At 32.9% G+C, this 17,917-nt stretch carries 21 protein-coding genes; 14 read left to right on the top strand and 7 right to left on the bottom strand.

The genetic code is table 11. The annotated features are described in order from the left end of the window. Positions 1-515 precede the first annotated feature (515 nt). On the top strand, positions 516-1,301 hold the full coding sequence (locus T335_RS0106520; RefSeq protein ID WP_026476824.1) for an alpha/beta fold hydrolase: 786 nt from the start codon (positions 516-518) through the stop codon (positions 1,299-1,301). A gap of 73 nt (positions 1,302-1,374) precedes the next feature. Further along, a complete protein-coding gene (locus tag T335_RS0106525; protein WP_026476825.1) occupies positions 1,375-1,725 on the top strand; it encodes a DUF2200 domain-containing protein in 351 nt (116 codons plus the stop codon). Between the two features lie 59 nt (positions 1,726-1,784). Here T335_RS0106525 and T335_RS0106530 read toward each other — a convergent pair whose 3' ends face one another. After that, positions 1,785-2,324 (bottom strand): nitroreductase family protein, encoded by a 540-nt coding sequence (locus T335_RS0106530; RefSeq protein WP_026476826.1) that lies wholly within the window; start codon positions 2,322-2,324, stop codon positions 1,785-1,787. A gap of 123 nt (positions 2,325-2,447) precedes the next feature. On the opposite strand from T335_RS0106530, the gene T335_RS0106535 reads away from it, so the two are divergent. Both T335_RS0106535 and T335_RS0106540 read left to right on the top strand, forming a co-directional pair. Further along, entirely contained in the window at positions 2,448-2,774 is a 327-nt protein-coding gene (locus tag T335_RS0106535; protein ID WP_242837260.1) for a winged helix-turn-helix transcriptional regulator, read from the top strand. 39 nt (positions 2,775-2,813) lie between these two features. Next, the gene (locus T335_RS0106540; RefSeq protein WP_026476828.1) at positions 2,814-3,443 is read left to right on the top strand and encodes a flavodoxin family protein; all 630 of its coding nucleotides are present in this window, start codon (positions 2,814-2,816) and stop codon (positions 3,441-3,443) included. A gap of 686 nt (positions 3,444-4,129) precedes the next feature. Here the strand turns inward: T335_RS0106540 and T335_RS0106550 are convergent. Then, on the bottom strand, positions 4,130-5,098 hold the full coding sequence (locus tag T335_RS0106550; protein ID WP_026476829.1) for a DUF4367 domain-containing protein: 969 nt from the start codon (positions 5,096-5,098) through the stop codon (positions 4,130-4,132). Next, on the bottom strand, positions 5,091-5,666 hold the full coding sequence (locus tag T335_RS0106555; protein ID WP_026476830.1) for a sigma-70 family RNA polymerase sigma factor: 576 nt from the start codon (positions 5,664-5,666) through the stop codon (positions 5,091-5,093). The genes T335_RS0106550 and T335_RS0106555 overlap by 8 nt, the downstream gene beginning before the upstream one ends. A gap of 197 nt (positions 5,667-5,863) precedes the next feature. Here T335_RS0106555 and T335_RS0106560 point away from each other — a divergent pair, with 197 nt between their 5' ends. After that, entirely contained in the window at positions 5,864-6,172 is a 309-nt protein-coding gene (locus tag T335_RS0106560) for a hypothetical protein (protein ID WP_026476831.1), read from the top strand. Positions 6,173-6,339: 167 nt separating this feature from the next. Here T335_RS0106560 and T335_RS0106565 read toward each other — a convergent pair whose 3' ends face one another. Further along, the gene (locus tag T335_RS0106565; RefSeq protein ID WP_026476832.1) at positions 6,340-6,762 is read right to left on the bottom strand and encodes a carboxymuconolactone decarboxylase family protein; all 423 of its coding nucleotides are present in this window, start codon (positions 6,760-6,762) and stop codon (positions 6,340-6,342) included. A 135-nt stretch (positions 6,763-6,897) separates the two neighbouring features. Between T335_RS0106565 and T335_RS0106570 the strand changes: the two genes are divergently transcribed. The 8 genes from T335_RS0106570 (at position 6,898) to T335_RS0106605 (ending at position 14,673) form a co-directional block, all read left to right on the top strand. After that, positions 6,898-7,350: an Lrp/AsnC family transcriptional regulator gene (locus tag T335_RS0106570; protein ID WP_026476833.1), complete on the top strand. Its 453-nt coding sequence runs from the start codon at positions 6,898-6,900 to the stop codon at positions 7,348-7,350. A 243-nt stretch (positions 7,351-7,593) separates the two neighbouring features. Beyond that, on the top strand, positions 7,594-8,205 hold the full coding sequence (locus T335_RS0106575) for a TetR/AcrR family transcriptional regulator (protein ID WP_026476834.1): 612 nt from the start codon (positions 7,594-7,596) through the stop codon (positions 8,203-8,205). Positions 8,206-8,226: 21 nt separating this feature from the next. Then, positions 8,227-9,036 (top strand): alpha/beta fold hydrolase, encoded by an 810-nt coding sequence (locus tag T335_RS0106580; protein ID WP_084281044.1) that lies wholly within the window; start codon positions 8,227-8,229, stop codon positions 9,034-9,036. A gap of 167 nt (positions 9,037-9,203) precedes the next feature. Beyond that, the gene (locus T335_RS0106585; RefSeq protein ID WP_026476836.1) at positions 9,204-9,764 is read left to right on the top strand and encodes a hypothetical protein; all 561 of its coding nucleotides are present in this window, start codon (positions 9,204-9,206) and stop codon (positions 9,762-9,764) included. A 396-nt stretch (positions 9,765-10,160) separates the two neighbouring features. Beyond that, the gene (locus tag T335_RS0106590) at positions 10,161-10,835 is read left to right on the top strand and encodes a response regulator transcription factor (RefSeq protein ID WP_026476837.1); all 675 of its coding nucleotides are present in this window, start codon (positions 10,161-10,163) and stop codon (positions 10,833-10,835) included. After that, entirely contained in the window at positions 10,832-11,860 is a 1,029-nt protein-coding gene (locus tag T335_RS0106595) for a sensor histidine kinase (protein WP_026476838.1), read from the top strand. Before T335_RS0106590 ends, T335_RS0106595 begins: the two co-directional genes overlap by 4 nt. A gap of 90 nt (positions 11,861-11,950) precedes the next feature. Next, entirely contained in the window at positions 11,951-12,709 is a 759-nt protein-coding gene (locus tag T335_RS0106600; RefSeq protein WP_026476839.1) for an ABC transporter ATP-binding protein, read from the top strand. Next, positions 12,706-14,673, top strand: a complete 1,968-nt coding sequence (locus T335_RS0106605) for an FtsX-like permease family protein (protein WP_026476840.1) — start codon at positions 12,706-12,708, stop codon at positions 14,671-14,673. Before T335_RS0106600 ends, T335_RS0106605 begins: the two co-directional genes overlap by 4 nt. Positions 14,674-14,801: 128 nt before the next feature. Here T335_RS0106605 and kynU read toward each other — a convergent pair whose 3' ends face one another. The 3 genes from kynU to T335_RS0106620 form a co-directional block, all read right to left on the bottom strand. Continuing rightward, positions 14,802-16,085, bottom strand: a complete 1,284-nt coding sequence (gene kynU / locus T335_RS0106610; RefSeq protein WP_026476841.1) for a kynureninase — start codon at positions 16,083-16,085, stop codon at positions 14,802-14,804. 142 nt (positions 16,086-16,227) lie between these two features. After that, positions 16,228-16,662: an Lrp/AsnC family transcriptional regulator gene (locus tag T335_RS0106615; RefSeq protein ID WP_026476842.1), complete on the bottom strand. Its 435-nt coding sequence runs from the start codon at positions 16,660-16,662 to the stop codon at positions 16,228-16,230. Between the two features lie 46 nt (positions 16,663-16,708). Beyond that, positions 16,709-17,140 (bottom strand): MarR family winged helix-turn-helix transcriptional regulator, encoded by a 432-nt coding sequence (locus T335_RS0106620; protein WP_026476843.1) that lies wholly within the window; start codon positions 17,138-17,140, stop codon positions 16,709-16,711. Between the two features lie 195 nt (positions 17,141-17,335). On the opposite strand from T335_RS0106620, the gene T335_RS0106625 reads away from it, so the two are divergent. After that, positions 17,336-17,818, top strand: coding sequence for a glutathione peroxidase (locus tag T335_RS0106625; protein ID WP_026476844.1), 483 nt, complete (start codon positions 17,336-17,338; stop codon positions 17,816-17,818). Positions 17,819-17,917: the final 99 nt, after the last annotated feature.

Raw genomic sequence — 17,917 nt, forward strand, 5'->3', positions numbered from 1 at the left:
TATACTTGAAGAAGCTAGTAATGGATTTAAGAATATATTGAAGACTTGAATAATATGAAAAAAGTTTAGTAGAGTAGGGTTAGAGACATATGACATAACTCCTTTAGAATATGATTGTGATGATTATATTTTATGAGAGTGTTGTCTTGTGTCTCATTTTTTTTGAATAAAAATGCTACAGGTACTATTCGCCGTGAAGGAAATCTAGGGTTCACTAGCGAAAATAAACCACTATTATATCTGTTACGAGGAAGAACCATGTCATAAGTGACGGTGGTTTTTAGCCAAAAATAACTAAAGGAGCGGTTTCATTCTAATAAGAATAATTAGTTAATAAAATAATTTTGAATAAGTACATAAGAAGGATATGAATTTTAAAAAAGAATATTTTAATGACATAGAAAAACATATCTTGTTATATCACAAATCTATTAAGATAAAATAAATAGGATTATGTTTAAATTAAAAAAGTAGATAAAAAGTGTTTTTACAATTTTACAAAGGAGAAAGTAGAAATGAGGTATATCTCAGAAGACTTGGAACTTAATTATGAGGTTATTGGAAACGGGACTCCTATAATTATGCTAAATGGGTATTTTAACGATTTAATAGCTTGGAAAAGCTGTATGGAATTAATACTTAAAAATAGACCTAACTATAAGAGAATCTACTTAGATTATCCTGGCACAGGTAAGTCTAATGTTAGCAATTCAATAAAAACATGGAATAATTTGCTGGAATGTATTTTGGAGTTCATAGAGCATGTAATTCCAGGTGAGAATTTTATTATAGTAGGTCACTCGGTAGGTGCTTTTTTGGCGAGAGGTATATTAAAAAGAAAATTTGAGCACATCGATGGAATTATGTTGACATGCCCTGTTGTTAAGCCAAGACTTCAGGATAGATGTATTGATAAAAAAGTTAGTAACATGCTAAATATAAATGCAGATAGATTAAAATATATTAAAGCAAGAATCAATAGAGAAGTTGTTAAAAGTCGGAAAAATACTAATAAGAAATATTTAAAAGAGTTAAGAAGTAATAGTATTGAAACTGAATATGACTTTGATGATTTAGATAAACTATTCATAAAACCTGCGCTATTTGTAGCAGGAAGACAGGATACAGTTGTTGGGTATAAAGACCTCTATGGGCTATTAGACAATTATCCAAGAGCTTCGTTAATTATTCTAGACAATGGAAAACATGATATTCAAATAGAGCAGGATGACATATTCCATATTTTAGTACACGAATGGTTGTCAAGAATAGAGGACCATATAGCTAATTCTAATAAATAATTAAGCTAACTTTCTTTTGAAGTTGATTATTTTACATGATACAATAAAGAAAAATTATAAGCGAGGATGAATTATGGCCAAACATCATATCTATTCAATGAGTTTTGCAAAGGTATATCCCCACTACGTTACAAAGGCAGAGAAAAAAGGGCGTACGAAAGGAGAAGTCGACGAAATCATTCGTTGGTTGACTGGATATAGTCAAGAACAGTTAGAAGCCCAACTAGAAAAACAAATAGACTTTGAGACTTTCTTTGTCGAAGCTCCCCAACTAAATCCTTTGCGTGCTTTGATTAAAGGAGTAATTTGTGGTATCCGAGTAGAAGACATCGAAGAACCCCTTATGCAAGAAATTCGTTACTTGGATAAATTGGTGGATGAGTTAGCAAAGGGAAAAGCAATGGAAAAGATTTTGCGAAAATAATAACTTAAATGAAGAAACACTGATTCTATGGGGAAAGAATCGGTGTTTTTTTGCTATTATTACCAGCTTTCATGATGTATGATTTCATCTAGTTTTTTTCGGGGACGTGCTTTGGGCATTTCGTCACTATATCCAACAGTAATGATACTAACAACATATTTATCAGAAGGAATATTTAGAATAGGCCGTATTTCTTCTTGAGTAAACCATGCCACCCAACAGGTGCCTAAACCTAAATTCTCAGCTTCAATTACCATATGGTCTATAGCAATCGTCGTGTCTCTAATAATTTGCTTTAACTCTGGATGGGGGCTATTCTCATCAATTGATAGGTTATCACCATCTTTAATTCTAGAACGTATGTCGGCCACACATACAATAAAAACAGGAGCAGAGAGCATCCATTTTTGATTATGAGATACGTTGCTTAGTTTTTGCCTATTTAACTCTGATTTTACTATAATAAAATGCCAAGGCTGTGAATTGCTACCAGAAGGGGCAAGTCGAGCACTTTCAATTAATTGAAGTATTTTTTCTTCTTCCACGGACCTATCTATATATTTTCTTATACTTCTTCGTGTTTTTATTTGATTAAGCATAAAGAATAGAGCCTCCTTATAAAATAGTTTATTGCACTTGCAATTTTAGTATATAATTTATATATATGATATGTAAAGTACGCACATTTACTATATATACTTACGAAAAGGAGAGTGTGGTTTTTGAGTAGTCAAACAGGTGTTGACTTAAAGGATACAGCATTTGGGTATACCTTAAGTATTATCAGTGGAAAGTATAAAATGATCATTTTGTATTGGTTAGCCGAAAAAGAAGTTTTGCGTTTTAATGAATTAAAAAGATGTATAGGAAATATATCTTTTAAAACATTAAGCATAACATTAAAACAGTTAGAAGTTGACAGCCTGATTGTTAGGACTGAATATCCACAAATACCACCAAAGGTGGAATATCGGTTATCAGAAAGGGGGAAATCATTAATTCCTATACTAGACACCATCTGTAAATGGGGGCAAAAAAATCGGATTTAACCATATGGTAAAAAACATTAATTTAGGAGGTAGGACTTTATGAAAGTAGTTGCATTTAATGGAAGTCCCAAAAAAGAAGGGAATACCTATCATGCTATTAAAATGGTAGAAGAAGAACTTAAGCAGGAGGGCATAGCAGTAGAGATTATTCATGTAGGAGACAAGGCAATAAGAGGTTGTCTAGCCTGTAATGCCTGTGCAAGAAATAAAAATGGCAAATGCATAATAGATAATGATGAAGTTAATATATGGATTCAAAAAATGAGGGAGGCCGATGGAATTTTATTGGGATCTCCAGTATATTACTCAGCTATTGCTGGTACGATGAAATCCTTTTTAGATAGGGCATTTTATGTAGCAAATGATGGCTCCTTAAGACATAAGGTGGGAGCTGCTGTAGTTGCTGTTAGAAGATCAGGAGGGGTAACTACCTTTAATCAGCTAAATAATTACATAAATTATGCGGAAATGCTTATGCCTAGTACAAATTATTGGAATGTAATACACGGGACAGCACCTGGTGAAGCGATAGAAGATGAAGAGGGTAAGCAAATAATGAGAATACTGGGGAAAAACATGGCATGGCTTATGAAACTGGTGAATAATGGGAAAAAAACTATTAAAGAACCAGAAAGAGAAGGAAAGATATTTACAAACTTTATTCGATGATAAACAAAATCAATTTTGATTCTTACCCCTTTGAGTGGATATAATTCATAGATAGACCTTGTTATTTTAAGGGAGGGGATCAAATGAATAGAGTAGTATTCTCAATAGATTTATGAACCCCTTAACGGTATACGATATTTGTACCTATAGATCAAAAATGTTAGTTGCATCACCCAACAGCTTAGCAATAGATGTTATGCAAGCTATAGAAAATCAACTTTTTTCACGGGTGCCTATTCTTGAAGATGAAAGCGTCTAGCCTTAACCAAGCTAGAATCCCATCGAAAAGAAGAGTTTGACTTTGCGGATAAGAACCTAAATGTGTATGATGTAGAAAAATTTTTAAAGGAAAGAAATAAAAATAATAAGAAGTTAATTGCATTGTTTATCACTTCATATGGAACGAGATAGGGTAAACCTTTAGGTCTATTAACCGAATGGGATTTGCTCAATAAGGTTGACTAAGTATAAATTATTAAATGGGATCCGATGGGTTAAGCTATAACTGGAAATGAAGGTAATAAGAAGATGAATTGAATGGAGACTTAAGTGAATTACATGTTCAATGTAAGTTTAGAGTTGGTTTAGTAGCATAATTAAAAAAAGTCCACAAATATCCCTCCGGTAGAAGGTATTGTGGACTTTTGATGCAATATTAGAGGTAGTGTAGATAATAAGAGAAGGGGCTATTTAATAGATTCGGCTATTTTAATTAATTCAGCTTTAGAGATTAAACCCCTGCCATTTAGACCATAAAGGGTATCATTCATTTCCCAATCAATACCTCTATTATTAGAGAGTACAGCATCAACGCCATTTATTTTAATTAATTGAACCTTTCCATCGGTGGAAAGTTCATAGGCTGTTTCTTCGTCAGAAAACCTTTGCTGTAGAAAGATATACGCTTCACTTTCGTAGTTAGTAAAGTATAGATTGATATATTTGCTATCTTGGACTATCCCATTTTCATCTTTATAAAACTCGGCCCTATCAAACTGATAACCACTAGGTAAGTAACTGGGAAGAAGTACTTCAAAACAAGTATACTCACTTAATGCACTAGGGTTTTTTATTACTAAAATGTTCTCTTCTCTGTTGGCATTAGCCATATCGATAGTGATAATTTCTCCATCAGAAAAACCAACAATTTCTTTTCCTTCAGAGGTATATACCCTTCCAGAATACCCTACTGGGATTTCCACTAGAGGGTTACCCTCCTGATCAAAAATTTTACCCTTTAAGGCTTCTGGAATAGGAGGAAATTCCTTTGGGGCTTCAAACTGAACAACTTTTATATTTCCAAGGTTTATTGTTGCAATCACCTTTTCCATTAAATTAAAGGCAAAGGATGGCTCTATTAAAGTAAAACTAATGGAGCAGATCAGAAGGAATGAGGCGGCAATAACAAGGCCCCGACCCAACCAATTCTGGCTTTTGTTTGAAAGTGAATTTTCTACTGCCTCTATCCTATTTAAAGTCCTATAATATACAGCTTCCTTGTTGCTGTTTTTGCTAAAATCCATATCTATTAAACCCTTGCCAATCTCTAAGAGCTCATTATACTCTCTAGAATCTAATTTATCCTTGTCTGGTATACCATTTAAGTAATCATCTAATTCTACAGATAATCTATCTGCTAGTCCACTTCTATTCATAATTATGGCTCCCTTCAATTTCTTTTTTTAATTTTTTCATCGAACGATAAAGAATTACGCCGACATTACCTTCTGTAATGTTTAATAATTTTGCAATCTCAGTATTTTTTAAGTTTCCACCAAACTTTAGGGATATAATATTTCTCTCCCTATCATCTAAAATTTTAAGAACCTTAAACAGCCATTCATTAGACTCTTTTGTTAAAAATAAATCCTCTGGTGTCTTCTCCTTTGAAATAAGATTCATAATTATGTTAAGGGGAAAAGAGAGTCCTCCATACTTTTTTAGCCCTCTTAAATAGTCCCTCACAATATTTTTAGCTATGGTAAAGAGCCAGACTTCAAAGGGGCCTTTTTTTTGATCATATTTCTCAATATTAATCATGGCCCTTTCAAAGACTTGGCTTGTCAGGTCCTCTGCTGTTAATGGACAGTTAATTCGATAATATATATAGTTATAAACCCTTTTATAATAGGATTCAAATATATAGCCAAAGGATTCTTTTGTATATACATTTTCTTTGGAGCTATCTTTATCCCAAGTAGGTGCTATTGTAAGTTGCCCCATCTTTTGATAGCCCTCCCTTCTATTATTTTTACTTAGCTAAGTATTATCAACTATAAATACGTATAGAATCTATTTTCATTACATAGATTTATGAAATTTATAAATAAATTTATAGTACTCTAATTTGTTGTGGACAATAGTATTCAGAAAAATTTTATGGGTAAAGAAGGAAAACCACCTAGCCTTAGTCATAAGAGATGTTTCATCAAGAAGCCCTGTGGGGATGCCTTTATTATAACTCTATCGTTACTAGCAACATTATATTTAACCCTAGGGGTGTACTCCTACTGGGTGGGGAAGTAAATATATTTAGTATAATAGCTTTGACGATTACAACAACCTTTATTGGTTTTGAAAGCCTCTACTTTACAACTCAGCCTAGACTTTCAGGTTTTCGATTAATAACAGCGATAGAGATGATATTATGCTTTGTTAATACAATAATCTTAATACCAGCCCTTCATCAGTTGATCTATGCAAAAAATAAAAAAAAAAGTGAGATATAGAGGCTTAATCATTTTCCTTATGTTCTATGGAAGTCTAAAAAAAAATAAGTTACAAAGAAGAAGATAGCAGCTATAAATATGGCTGCTATCTGTAGGTTTATCAACTATTATTAATAACTAACAAATAACAACTAAAAAATAATAACTAAGCCCTTTTAAGTGAACATTTAAATTGGGCAGCTAGGCTGTAATTCAAGTAGTGCACCAAATTTTTGAGAAGCTGTAACAAAGCATATGAAGGCTAAAAGTTCAGAGATTTCTGCATTAGTAAACGCCATCTTTAATTTGTGAAAACTTTCCTCAGTGATAGGATGGTTTTTAGAAACAGTATCTGCAATTTCTGTAGCAATTAGAATTTTAGAATTAGTTATTTGATTTTGATCAGAAGGTTTTCCTTTAGCCATACAATAGTGGCATCCGTTATTAAAAGCTAACCTACGGCGCACTTCTTCTTTAAGCTCAGCTGGAAAGGTGGGACTATTAAAAAGACAATCATCTAAAGAAGACCATTTTTCTAGTATGTGTTTATTGTGGCCCAGCAATTGTTGAAATGGTGAAAATCCTTCTTGAGAAAAAGATATTCTAGCCATAATGCATCTCTCCTTTATAAATTTATTTTATTAACTTAATTATACCAATTATAATTTTAAAATTAAATTTCAAATGGTATATAATTAATTTATAAATATATCATTTAAAATAATAATTAAGGAGATGGATTTCAAATGAAATTTGACGAAGTAGATGTATTAATTTTGGAAGAACTCCAAAAGGATAGTAGATTATCTATAAGGGAATTATCTAAGAGAGTTAATCTTTCACCGCCTTCGGTTACTGAGAGAATCCGAAAGCTAGAAGATAATGGTGTTATTGAAGGATATACAGTTAAAATAAATAAAAAAAAAATAGGGTTTTCTATCGATTGTATCATTAGGGTAACGATGAAGAATGGACAGTATGAAAGGTTTAAAACCTTCATAAGGGAATACAAGCTAAGTGAATGGTGCTATAGGACTGCTGGGGAGGGATGTTTCTTAGTTAAGCTATCAGCTAAATCGCTAAATGATATTGAAGAATTTGTAAATAGCATAGCTTCCTATACAACGACAGAGACCATCTTAGCCTTTTCAGAAGTAGAGATAAATAATAATATTAATAAGTTTCTAAAAGATAAATAGACTTCAATTTCTTCAAGCTTCAACCTGTGCTTTTCACCACTTAACCCAAAGGGAAAAGGAAAGGGGAACTGATCATATGATTAGCTCCTTAAAGCCTAAGGAAAAGTAAAAAAAATAGATCAAATAGATATGATAAAGGTTGACACAGACATAAAATATGATATGATTTAATTAGTGACCAATGGGTCACTAATTAAATAGGCAAAAATGACCGCATGGTCGTTAAGCGGGAGGTGTCAAGCGTTGCCAAGTGAGCTATTTAACGAATTAAGTCAAGAGAAAAAAAGTAGAATTATGGAAGCTGCATTGAAGGAGTTCGCAGAACATGGATACAATGAAGGCTCCACCAATAGAATTGTGAAAGAGGCTGCTATTGCTAAAGGGAGTTTATTTAAGTATTTTAAAAACAAAGAAGAACTATATTTTGATGTATTAGATCATGCTATTGGTGCTCTAACCAATGGGCTAAAGGATGAATTAAAAAGTTTACCTCAAGATTTTTTTGAAAGGATCATCAAGTTTGCAGAGATGGAAATTTCATGGTACATAAAAAATCCCGTCCATTATAAATTGATCAGAAGGGCATTTGGGAAAGATAATGAAATTATTTACAATAAAACAATAGAAAAATATGGTGATCAAGCTGAAGTCTATTATTATAGTATGTTTGAAGATATTAACGATAAACAGTTTAGGGCAGATAAAAAAAAGGTCTTAAATATTATTAAATGGTTCCTTGAAGGATATAATCAATCCTTTATAATAGAAGATATTGAGGGGAGTCTTGATGTTGTGAAAAGGAAGTATATGGAGGGACTTAAGGAATACATAGAAATATTAAAAATAGGATTATAGAGTGTTAGGGGGGTTATGTTAATGATATTTACTTCATATCAAACAAAAAAAGTATTACTGGAAGATACAGAGATGGATTATATCATCTTTGGGCAAGGAGACAAGCACTTAATTATGATACCTGGCTTAAGTGATGGACTAAAGACCGTAAAAGGACAGGGCTTATTGTTATCCTATTATTATCGTAAATTTGCTAAGGAATTTACTGTGTATATCTTTAGTAGAAAAAATAAAATTTCTGAAGGCTATAGCACTAGAGATATGGCTAAAGATCAGAAAAAGGTTATGGATTTATTAGGGATAAAAAAGGCTTATGTGATGGGGATATCACAAGGAGGAATGATTGCACAATATTTAGCCATTGATTATCCAGAAATAGTAGAAAGATTAGTGATAGGGGTATCAGCCTCCAGGCATAACCCTACTATAGAAAAGGTAGTAGGAAGTTGGATTCAGTTAGCTAATTCTAATGAATATGGCAGGTTAATCATCGATACGATGGAAAAGACTTACTCTGATAAGGGAATAAAGAAATATCAACCCTTTTATCCCATTATTCGTAGAATTGGAAAACCAAAGTCCTTTCATCGTTTTATCATTCAGGCAAAGGCGTGTCTTTCCCATAATGCTTATGATGAATTAGACAAAATACAATGTAAAACCTTAGTAATTGGTGGAGACGTTGATAAGGTAGTGGGAGAGAATACCTCTGAAGAAATGGCAGAGAAAATAAAAGATAGTAAATTAGTATTATATAAAGGTCTTGGACATGGGGCCTATGAAGAAGATGCAAACTTTAACCGACAGGTAATGGACTTTCTATTGAAATAAGCTTAAAAATAGAACGAAAGGCTTATTTTGGAAATTATGGTTAATTTGATATAATAAAATAATGGTGTATTAATGTTTTTCTTATGCATTAATATAAATCTAATATCAATTATACAATTTCCTTAATTGTGAAAAAACAGGGGAGAAGGTAAAGAAAGGGGATTAAGATGAATAGAAAAGGTTGGATTATCATATTTTTACTAATTGTTTCCATGGGACTACAAGGGTGCAGCCCACAAGAGGTAGACGATGGAATCATATCAGTTGATGTTGTAGATCATGAAGAGGAGCAAGAAGAGACCAATGGAGATGTAAGACGGGTAGGGGAAGAAAACTTTGGTTTTGTGGATATCCCTTCTGACTGGGTAAACTTTAGAGACCTAGGTGTTACAGAGCCAATTCTTCAATATAGCGATTTATTAGGTGTTTCAATTATTACCCTTAATGCATGGGAAAAAGGGGAGGAAACTGTTGAAGATGTTGCCACAGCCATATGGATTGGGATGGAGGAAGAAGGAGCAATAGAGACGGAAGGAGCAGCACTTGAATTAGCAGGGCATGATGCTATACAGGTTTATGGAATATATCCTGATGAAGGTAAAGTGCTAGTTACTTGGGTTTTTGAAACGCAGGACGGTTATATGCATTATGTCTCTGCTGAATCTACCGTAGAAAATATATTTGAAATTGTGTTATCAATAGAGGAAACATTTTCCCTAGATCAATAATGATTAAAACCAATGGAAGTTAAAGAAACGTAAGAAAAGAAAAAAGCCTTCTTAGTTAATGAAGATACAGACATTAATTAAGGAGGCTTAAATTTTAATAAGTATAAAAAATAGGTTATAAATTTATTCATGGTAGATTTTTAGACAAAACCAAAAAGTACTGCCTTTACCTACTTCAGAAATAACGCCATATGTGCTATTGTGAATCCTTAACTCACCATTATTAACCATTTGCCTTACTAATATCCGGAAAACTATATTTAAGATGAATTAAGATTGAAGAGAATATGATAGGCTTGTGAATTAAATTTGGAAAGGGAAGGGAAAAATAGATTCTAAGATATGGTACAATTAAATTGGCATTAATTAAAAATAATGAATATGAAGGTGATTAACATGTATAAAATACTTATTGTTGAGGATGACAGCACCATATCCACAATTATTCAGAGTCAATTAGAAAAATGGGGATATACTGTTATAAAACCAGATAATTTTAATGATATTCTATCCTTGTATACTTCCTTTGAGCCCCACTTAATCTTAATGGATATTAATTTACCCTATTATGATGGATTCTATTGGTGTGGTAGGATTCGGCAGCTTTCCAATGTACCTATTTTATTCATCTCTTCAAGAGATACCGATGCAGACAAAATACGTGCCATCACCCAAGGGGCAGATGATTATATTGAAAAACCCTTTTCTATAGACCTTTTAATTGCAAAAATACAGGCGGCATTACGAAGGGCCTACTCCTATAGGGATCAAGGCTTAAATGTTCTTCAATACCGAGACTTATTATTAAATGTAGAAAATCTACAAGTTTTTTATGGTGAAATGCAAATGGAACTGACGCCTAATGAATCTAAAATATTAGCCCTATTAATACGAAATCAGGGTAAGACAGTTAGTCGAGCAAGGATTATGAAAGCTCTGTGGGAAGATGAAAGCTTTGTAGATGATAATACCCTTACGGTAAATGTCACCCGATTACGTAAAAAGCTAGAAGAAATAGATCTAAAAGATTACATTAAAACCATTAAAGGGGAAGGGTATCGATTAATATGAATTATATAAAATATTTAAAAGAGAAATTGTTAACCTACTTGTTTCTTTTTTTAGCTCTATTATTCTTCTTAATTGTTTATAGGCTAGACCAGCATTTTCATATAAGTAAGTCAAATGCAGTATATATCTTTATTGGGTGGTTTATACTCTTTTTATTATTTGTTTTTATAGACTATCTCATTTTTAATTCCCGTATTAAAGACTTTAAAGCCTATTGTAGATTACATACTGCCCAACATGACCCAGAAGATTTTTCTTATCCTGTAGATAGGGAATATGCCACCATCGTTCATCATTTGATGATGGAATTTGAAGAATACAAGGCTGATGTGAGGACAAAATCAGCAGAAGAATTAGAGTTTATTACAAGATGGGTCCACGATATTAAAATTCCTATAGCTGCCCTTAGATTGATTATGGATAATTATGATGTTAGTATGCCAAAGAATTTCTACCAAGCTATGGACTTGGAACTGGTTTCAATTGAAGAATCTATTCAACGGGTTTTTTATGAGATTAAAAGCAATACGTTAAGGGATGATTATAAGTTAGCAAGGGTAAGTACTAAAAAGCTAATTGGACAAGCACTGAAGGGATATTCCAGCTTTTTTAGCTATAAAAGTATTAATATTACCATTGAGGGTGAAGATTATAAAGTTTTAACTGATGAAAAGTGGAGTGGGTATGTTTTAGCTCAAATTATTTCAAATGCTGTGAAGCATACACCAATAAGGGGCAAAATTACCATTACCACCAGTAAGAAAGATAATAATTTTATAATTACAGTTAAAAATGAGGGAAAAGGAATATTGCCACAAGACCTTGGCCAAATCTTTAAAAAAGGCTACACCTCCACAGAAGACAGACTTGGTACTAATGCCTCTGGTTATGGTCTTTATTTATCGAAAAAGTTAATGGATCAATTAGGTCATCAATTAACAGTAGAATCCGTACATGGAGCCTATGCCTCTTTTCAGTTAACCTTTATTGAAAGGGAGACCCTTCACCACATGACAAAAATGTAAGCTAAGACTATGGAAATGTAAGGTCATTCGATTTTTTGTAATTGGTACTTAGGATATAATTATTCCATAATATTGATTGGAGGCATAGGTATGCAAATATTAAAAGTCGAAAATATTAGTAAAATATATGGTTCATCTAAAAGAGATAAGGAATATATGGCTTTAAAAAATATCAGCTTTGAGGTTATCCAAGGGGAGTTCATAGGCGTTATGGGGGCTTCAGGATCGGGAAAAACCACCTTGTTAAATATTTTAGGAAGCATAGATAAGCCCACCACAGGTAAAATTATAATGGAGGGTAAAGATATTGCTAAGTATAGCAAAAATCAGCTTTCCACCCATAGAATGAAGAACATTGGTTTTATATTTCAAGACTACAATTTGTTAGAGACAATGACGTTAAAAGAAAATATTATTTTACCCTTAGCCCTACACGGAACAAAGATAAATGACATAGAAAACAGATTGTCTGTATTAGTAAAGGATTTAGGAATACTGAATGTATTAGATAAATATCCTTATGAAGTTTCGGGAGGAGAACAGCAGAGGGCAGCTGCGTGTCGAGCTCTTATTACTCAGCCGAAAATAATTTTAGCAGATGAGCCAACTGGAAATCTAGATTCAAAATCAGGAAAGGACTTACTTCATTTATTAACCTATATAAACGACGAATATAATGCAACGATATTAATGGTTACCCATGACGTATTTGCAGCAAGTTACTGTAAGAAAATTATGTTTATAAGAGATGGAGAGATTTATAATGAGCTTCATGCAGGAAATGATAAAAAGCAATTTTTTGATTCGATTATTGATGTAATGAGTGTTCTAGGGGGTGAAGAGCGATGAATCTGTTAGATCTTGCCCTTCGGAATATTAAAAACAATATAAAAAAGCATATCATGTTTTTCTTTTCTATGACCTTTAGTGTTTTTACAGTGTATACTTTTTTAGCCCTTGTGCAAAATCAGCAGGTTAATGACGCCTTCATTTATGACGGCAGATATCGTGCAGTACTATTGGCATTTGGTGTTATTATAATGGTCTTTGTTATGTTTTTTTTAATCAGTTCTAATAATAGCTTTATCAAAGCAAGAAAACGTGAAATTTCTACCTATTCCTTATTCGGAATGTCCCATGGAAGGATAGGTAAGTTAATCTTTTTAGAAACGCTACTGGTGGGTTTAACTAGTCTTGCTACAGGTATAGGCGTCGGTATATTTTTTTCTAAACTGACCACCATGATTCTATTAAGTGTGACCGTAATTTCCTTTAGCGGAGATGTTGCACTGGATATTGATTTAAAGGCCATATACCTAACTGCTATTATGTTTATATCTGTCTTTTCCATGATGGGTTTATCGGGTCTTTGGGTAATCAATAGGTTTCAACTTGTAGATTTATTTAAAGCAGAAAAGCGTTCGGAAGGGAAGGGAAAAGGATCCTATATTCTACTGATTATTTCCCTAATATTGATTGGTTGGGGATACTATCTTGCTTCATCTAATAATCCTTACAACCTTGTTATGATGGCAATACCTATTTTAGTACTAGTAATTAGCGGTACCTATATCTTCTTTTGGGGTGGGTTACCTAAGGTTTTGAGTATACTAAAAAGAAATAAAAGAAAGTATTATAGAGGTGTAAATTTAATAGCTATCACTTCATTTTCCCACAGAATGAGATCAATTAGTTCTGTAATGGCAACAATTGCAGTACTGTCAGCTGTTGCCACCACAGCAATAGCTACTGGCTTTACCCTTTATAGCAATATAGAAAATAATGGTTATGACACCATAGGATATGACCTTTTCTTCTATGCAGGTGAAGATGATGGTATTCTTCAGGAAGTTGAAGAGATCTTTAGCAGGCATGATGTAGAAATTACGCAACAAGCACAAGTGCCTTTGTATCGAACTTACCCAAAGCTAGAAGCCATAGAAATTGAGGGTGTTACGTTTTATAATGAAGAATACTACTTTAGGGTTTATTCCCAGACGGCATATAATGAATTAGTCAATATGTCTAAAAGTAAGATAGCGCCCTTAGAAATTGCGTCTGGTAAGGCTGTCTGGTTTATAAGGGCTGATGTTCCCCGTGTTATGGAGATTATGAAGGAGCAGACCTTAGATTTTACTGACTTAAATATTGAAGTTAGTGATGTCTTAGTCAATACTTTTTTACACTTTGGAAGCATATATTCATTAGTTCTTAATGATGAAGACTTTAGCCATCTACTACTTGAAAACCAAATAGTAAAGGAAGACAAAGTAGGGAGAGGTGCTGGTGAGGTTAATGTTTTTAATTTCAATAATGCCCTTCAAAATGCAGAGCTAAATAGTGATTTAAATAAGGTATTATATCAAAATGCAGGTGGTTACAGAACTGCCTATAGTCACTATAGCGAAGCTAGAGAAACCTTTGGTCTAATTTCTTTTATAGGATTTTTTATGAGTGGCGTTTTTATTTTAATGACAGCTAGTCTATTATACTTTAAACAGATTATGGCTGCTGAGGAAGAAAGGCATCATTATAAAACCCTTAGGAAGATCGGTATGGATTATATAACAGAAAAAAGAGCGATTACAAGAAGATTACTACCAGTGTTTGCTATTCCCCTTTTAATCGGAATCCTTCACAGTATTTTCGCTATGAAAACTGCAGATACTATGGTATTTTCACATTTAATGCCAATGGGTAATTCCTATAGAAAAGTATTATTCTTTTCTTCTATGATGTATGGGGCTTATGGCTTTGTCTATAGTATTTTTTATTTTATTACCAAAGGTCAGTATAGAAAAATTATACGATAATAAAGTAGTGGATATATGCGTAAATAATAGATTTAAAAAGTACCTTTCTCGAAATTGAGAGAGGTACTTTTGTCTAATGCCTATAAAATAGTAGTTTCTAAAAATAAACTAAGTGGGTTTCCTTTAAGCTATAAAACCGTTACTCTGTCTAAGGAATACTTTTCATACACCCTATCTAAAACTATTTTTTCTAATGTTTCAACCAAAAGATATACTTCTTCATAAGATACATATAGAGCCACAGGAGCAAGACGAAGGACATTTGGTTCACGATAATCTGGAATTACGTTACTATCCCGTAATGCAAGGCTAATTCGATAGGCTTCATCATGTTCAAGTGAAATATGGCCACCACGACGATGGTCTTCACGAGGATTTCCAATGGAGAAACCATATTTAGATAACTTAGTATCTATTAAATACATTAGATATGCAGTAATGTGTAATGATTTAGATCGCACCTGTTCAATTCCAACTTCATTAAAGATATTCAGCACTCCGTCTAAGGGAGCCATTGAAAAGATGTTGTGGGTTCCAAGTAACCACCCATTGGCATCCTGATCTTGATCAAAGTTGTGGCTCATTAAAAATTGTGTTTCATCTTTGTTTCCAAACCATCCTTTTAAGCCAGCACTTTTATCAAAGTGTCTTTTATTAATATACATCCCTGCAGTTGCACCAGGACCTGCATTTAAATATTTATAGGAACACCATACAGCAAAATCTGGGGCAATTTTTTTAAAGTTATGGGGGATGACCCCTATCGAATGGGCTAAGTCCCAACCAATAAGGATTCCCAGTTTATGAGCCTCTTTTGTAATAAGCTCCATATCCAGTAGTTGTGCACTTCGGTATAGAACTGAGGGAAGCAAAATTAAAGAAACATCTTCCTTCATTAATGCAATAATATCCTCTTCTAAGATTGTTCTTCCATCTCTGCTTTTTACCTTAACTAAAGTATCCTCTGCATTTTGCCCCTTTAGTTCAATAATACTTTTTACAGCGTAAATGTCTGTAGGGAAATTTAATTCATCAATAATAATTTTATACCTTTCTTTAGTAGGCTTATAAAATGTTGTCAATGCTTGATGTAGGTTAGAGGTAATACTACCCATTACAATAATTTCATTTGGATCAGCCTTAATAAGATCCTTTAATTTGAGGGCAATTATTTTTGAAAAGTTGAAATAACGGCCTTCGTCTACACCCCAAATTTTAATTGCTTCTCTACGCCAGTCCTGAACTGCTGCCAGTAGAGATTCTTCTGCATCGACTGAGCTTAGTCCCAGCGAATTGCCATCCATATAGATTTCTCCTTTATTTAGGTGGAATCTTTCCCTAAGATAGTGGAGTTTATCTAATTTATCCAATTCCTTAGCAAAGTTTAAGCCTTCTTGAAAGTCATGGTTCATGGTGGGTCCCTCCTTTGTATTTCTGTTAAGAAAATTCTATCAAATAATCATTATATTAGATATGGATATTTGAATAAAATGAGAGGGCATTTCCTCCAAATCGGAGTTTTTAATTTAAACTAGATTCCAAAATGAAGGAGGTCTAAATTGGTTTAATGGGCCTATGGGGTAGAGGAGAGTTTAGTATAATAGAGGTAACTACATAGCTAAATTTTGTTAGCTCTGATAAGAGTTCATTCATCATTTCTATATTAGGCATAGAGGCCTTTACAATATAATTAGCCTTACCGGTGACACAATGGATTTCACTAACATATTGATTTGAAAGAAGGATATTCACCATTTTTTCATTGGAAATTTTTAATTCGCTAATCTCCATCATAAAACTGACATTAAGACCAATTTTGTCTGCTGGTACATGGGCTGTAAACTTAGATATAATACCCTTTTCTGTTAGCTTAGTAATTCTTTCCTTAATACTAGGTCTAGAAAGGTTAATTAATTTAGAGAGCTCTGTAATAGAAATACGAGCGTTTTCTTGTAATAACTCAATGATTTTTTTATCTATTTCATCCATATTAAAACCATCCTTTTTAATGATTTACCCAAATGAATTCTTAGTATTATTTATTTAAACCAGCTAATAGCTGGTCTAACCCTTGCTTTAAGCTATATAGAAGATTAAAATCTGCATTGATGGAATTAAGAACACAAATAGGGATATTTAAGGCTTGTTCCTTTAGATCAAGTCCATTTTCTGTGATAGATACCCAAAGAATTCTTTCGTCTTCTTTAGACCGTTCTCTCTTAATTAAAGAGCTGCTTTCTAGTCTTTTAAGTAATGGGGTTAAGGTGCCCGAATCAAGATGTAGTAAGACCCCCATTTCCTTCAAAGTAACACGTTCTTTCTCCCAAAGAACAAGCATAACCAAATACTGTGGATAGGTTAATCCCAAGGGCTCTAAAAATGGTCGATATATTTTAGTAATAGACCTTGAGGCAGCATATATAGAAAAACACAACTGATTCTCAAGCTTTAATACATCATCCTTCATAGTTTATCATCTCCTCATAAGTACTATTAGCTAATTTACATTATATATGATAACGATCCGTTAGTTAAGAAAATTTTAATAATTAATTTTGCAATATTTAATTGCGCGCAATTAATATCTGGTATAATATAGTTATACATATCACTGTTGATTATAATTGAAATAAAAATAGAAGAAATGAAGGAGGAAAATCAAATGAGCCTATACGAGATAGAGGTAAAGAACATTGATGAAGAACTAATAAGCTTAGAAAGCTATAAAGGAAAGGTGCTTTTGGTTGTAAATACTGCCAGTAAGTGTGGTTTTACCCCCCAGTATAAAGAGCTTGAAGAACTATATCAAGAGCTGGGAAATGAAAATTTTGAAGTTTTAGGATTTCCATGTAATCAGTTTGGTAATCAAGAACCAGGCGATAGCAATGAAGTTAAGAGCTTTTGTGAAATTAATTATGGAGTTACCTTTCCTTTATTTGAGAAGGTTGATGTAAAAGGACCTAACGCCCATACATTATTTAAATATCTTTCAAATGAAAAGAAGGGAATTTTGGGTGGAGATATAAAATGGAACTTTACTAAGTTCTTAATCGATGCAGAGGGCAATATAGTAGATCGTTTTGCACCTACTACACCTCCCCGCAAAATTAAGGATAAAATAATTAAACTGATAAATAAGATATAAAGTATTATAGGGGCTATAATTAGGTAAATACCTTTTAGAGCCCTTTTTATTTCTTTTTTATTATAGTTATGTTTTTATTGAATGTTACTTTAATTTTAT

The sequence above is a fragment of the Alkaliphilus transvaalensis ATCC 700919 genome (genome assembly GCF_000621485.1).
In the GTDB taxonomy this organism is placed as follows: Bacteria; Bacillota; Clostridia; order Peptostreptococcales; family Natronincolaceae; genus Alkaliphilus; species Alkaliphilus transvaalensis.